Source organism: Kitasatospora sp. NPDC059803 (assembly GCF_042732255.1).
Lineage (GTDB): Bacteria > Actinomycetota > Actinomycetes > Streptomycetales > Streptomycetaceae > Kitasatospora.
Map to the genome: position 1 here is coordinate 1 of NZ_JBHWIJ010000549.1, position 2,044 is coordinate 2,044.

Below are 2,044 nucleotides of genomic sequence, written 5' to 3' on the forward strand. Positions count from 1 at the left end.
TCGGACTCGCCCACAACGGCACGACCTGGCAAATCCAGGCCACCACCTGACAGCACGGCCCGGATCAACCCAAGATCTTCATCAGCCTTCTAGCGCCCCGGCTCGCGCCGGGGCTGTCGGCGGCAGGCGCTAGCGTGGCCGCGTCGATCACTCGGGAGGAGACGCGATGAGGCTGCGGGACGTCGAGGCGGGGGACGTCGGGGCGTACGTCCGGATGCGGTGCGACGCGGTGATGATGGCCGAGCTGGGCGGGCCGCTGCCGGAGGAGCGGGTGCGGGAGCGGCTGCGCAAGGACGTCGTGGAGGTCGCCGAGGACCGTTCGTGGATCAAGGTGATCGTCCCGGACGGCGCCGGGCCGGAGGTGGTGGCCGGCTCCGTCACGCTCTGGTCGCACGAGGAGGACGGCGCCGCCGTGGCCGAGATCGGCTGGATGGTGCTGCCCGAGTTCCAGGGGCGCGGCCTCGCCAAGGCGGCCGTCCGGGAACTGCTGGACGCGGCCGCCCGGGACGGCCGGTGGGGCCCGGTGCACGCCTTCCCGGCGACGGCCAACGGCCCGTCCAACGGGATCTGCCGGGCGCTCGGCTTCCGGCTGCTCGGCGAGCTGGACGTCGACTTCGCCAACCGCGTCCTGCACTGCAACCACTGGGTGGTGGTGCCGGGGGAGCACCGCGCATCGGGCACGGAATAAATGGGATGCCGCCCGAAAGCGACGCCCGTACGGTGGCCCGATGGGCAACACAACCGATGACGGGGCCGTCGACATCGTGAACGGCCTCCAGACCCGCGCGATCGCCGAGAGCGAGGTGGCCGCGTGGGACCGGGCACTCGCTCTGGGCTTCCTGCGCTCGCACGCGGAGAGCACGGCCGACTTCCGCCGCCTGCAGTGGGAGCCGGGCCGGATGCTGGCCGGCTTCGACGGTGACCGCTGCATCGCCACCTTCCGCAGCTTCGACGTCGAGCTGACCGTCCCGGGCGGGGCCACCGTCCGGGCCGACGCCGTCACCGCCGTGGCGGTCAGCGCCACCCACCGCCGCCGCGGCCTGCTCGGCACGTTGATGCGCCGCGACCTCGCGGCCGCCGCCGAGCGGGGTTCGGCGGTCGCCATCCTGATCGCCGCCGAGTACAACATCTACGGCCGCTACGGCTTCGGCCCGGCCACCCGCGGCCACGGCTGGAACATCGACCTGCACCGCACCCGCGGCCTGCGCGACGGCCTGCCCACCGTGCCCGGCGGGCGGATCGACTTCGTGACCATGGAGCAGGCCCGCGAGCTGGGCCCCGACCTGCACGAGCGCTGGCGGCGCACCCAGCCGGGCGCGATCGCCCGCGACGAGCTGTGGTGGAAGCGGAACACCGGTGAACTCCAGTTGCCGGGCCACGAGTTCAAGGAGCCGTTCGTGGCCGTCCACCGGGACGCCGACGGCACGGTCACCGGCCTGGTGGCCTATCGGGTCGACGACGCCTGGGACGGCAGCTACCCGAACTGCACCCTGACCGTGGCCGACTTCCTCGCCCTCGACCGGGCGACCGCCGCCGAGCTGTGGCGCTTCGTCCTCTCCGTCGACTGGGTGCGCAAGGTCGTCGCGGAGAACATCGGCCCGGACGACCCGCTGCCGCTGCTGCTCCAGGAGCCGCGCGCCGCCACCCCGTACGTGGACAACGCCGACTTCACCTGGCTGCGGGTGCTGGACGTGGCGGCCGCGTTCGACGCCCGGACGTACGGCGCGCCCGGCCGGGTGGTCCTGGAGGTCGAGGACCGGCTCGGCTACGCCTCCGGCCGCTGGGCGATCGAGGTCGCCGCGGACGGCACCGGCCGCTGCACCCGGACCACGGACGACGCCGACCTCGCCCTGGACGCCTCCGAGCTGGCTTCGCTCTACCTGGGCGGCGAGACGGCGCCCCGGCTGCTCGCGGCCGGCCTGCTCACCGAACTGCGCCCCGGCGCGGCGGTCGCCGCCGACCTGCTGCTGCGCACGCCGCTGCAACCCTGGAACCCGGACGGCTTCTGAGCGGCGCCGTCACGCCGAGGGCCGGACCGCATTAC

Annotated in this window: 2 protein-coding genes; both read left to right on the forward strand. The window is 74.0% G+C overall.

The window, feature by feature from the left end; translation table 11 throughout:
- The first annotated feature begins 166 nt into the window (after nt 1-166).
- Complete coding sequence (locus ACFV6I_RS39370) at nt 167-688, forward strand: GNAT family N-acetyltransferase (protein ID WP_380378067.1); 522 nt, start codon at nt 167-169, stop codon at nt 686-688.
- A 40-nt stretch (nt 689-728) separates the two neighbouring features.
- Complete coding sequence (locus tag ACFV6I_RS39375; protein WP_380431079.1) at nt 729-2,009, forward strand: GNAT family N-acetyltransferase; 1,281 nt, start codon at nt 729-731, stop codon at nt 2,007-2,009.
- The last annotated feature ends 35 nt before the right edge of the window (nt 2,010-2,044 follow it).

Coding starts and splice junctions, on each gene's coding strand:
- ACFV6I_RS39370 (WP_380378067.1), top strand. CDS start 167: ATGAGGCTGCGGGACGTCGAGGCGGGGGACGTCGGGGCGTACGTCCGG.
- ACFV6I_RS39375 (WP_380431079.1), top strand. CDS start 729: ATGGGCAACACAACCGATGACGGGGCCGTCGACATCGTGAACGGCCTC.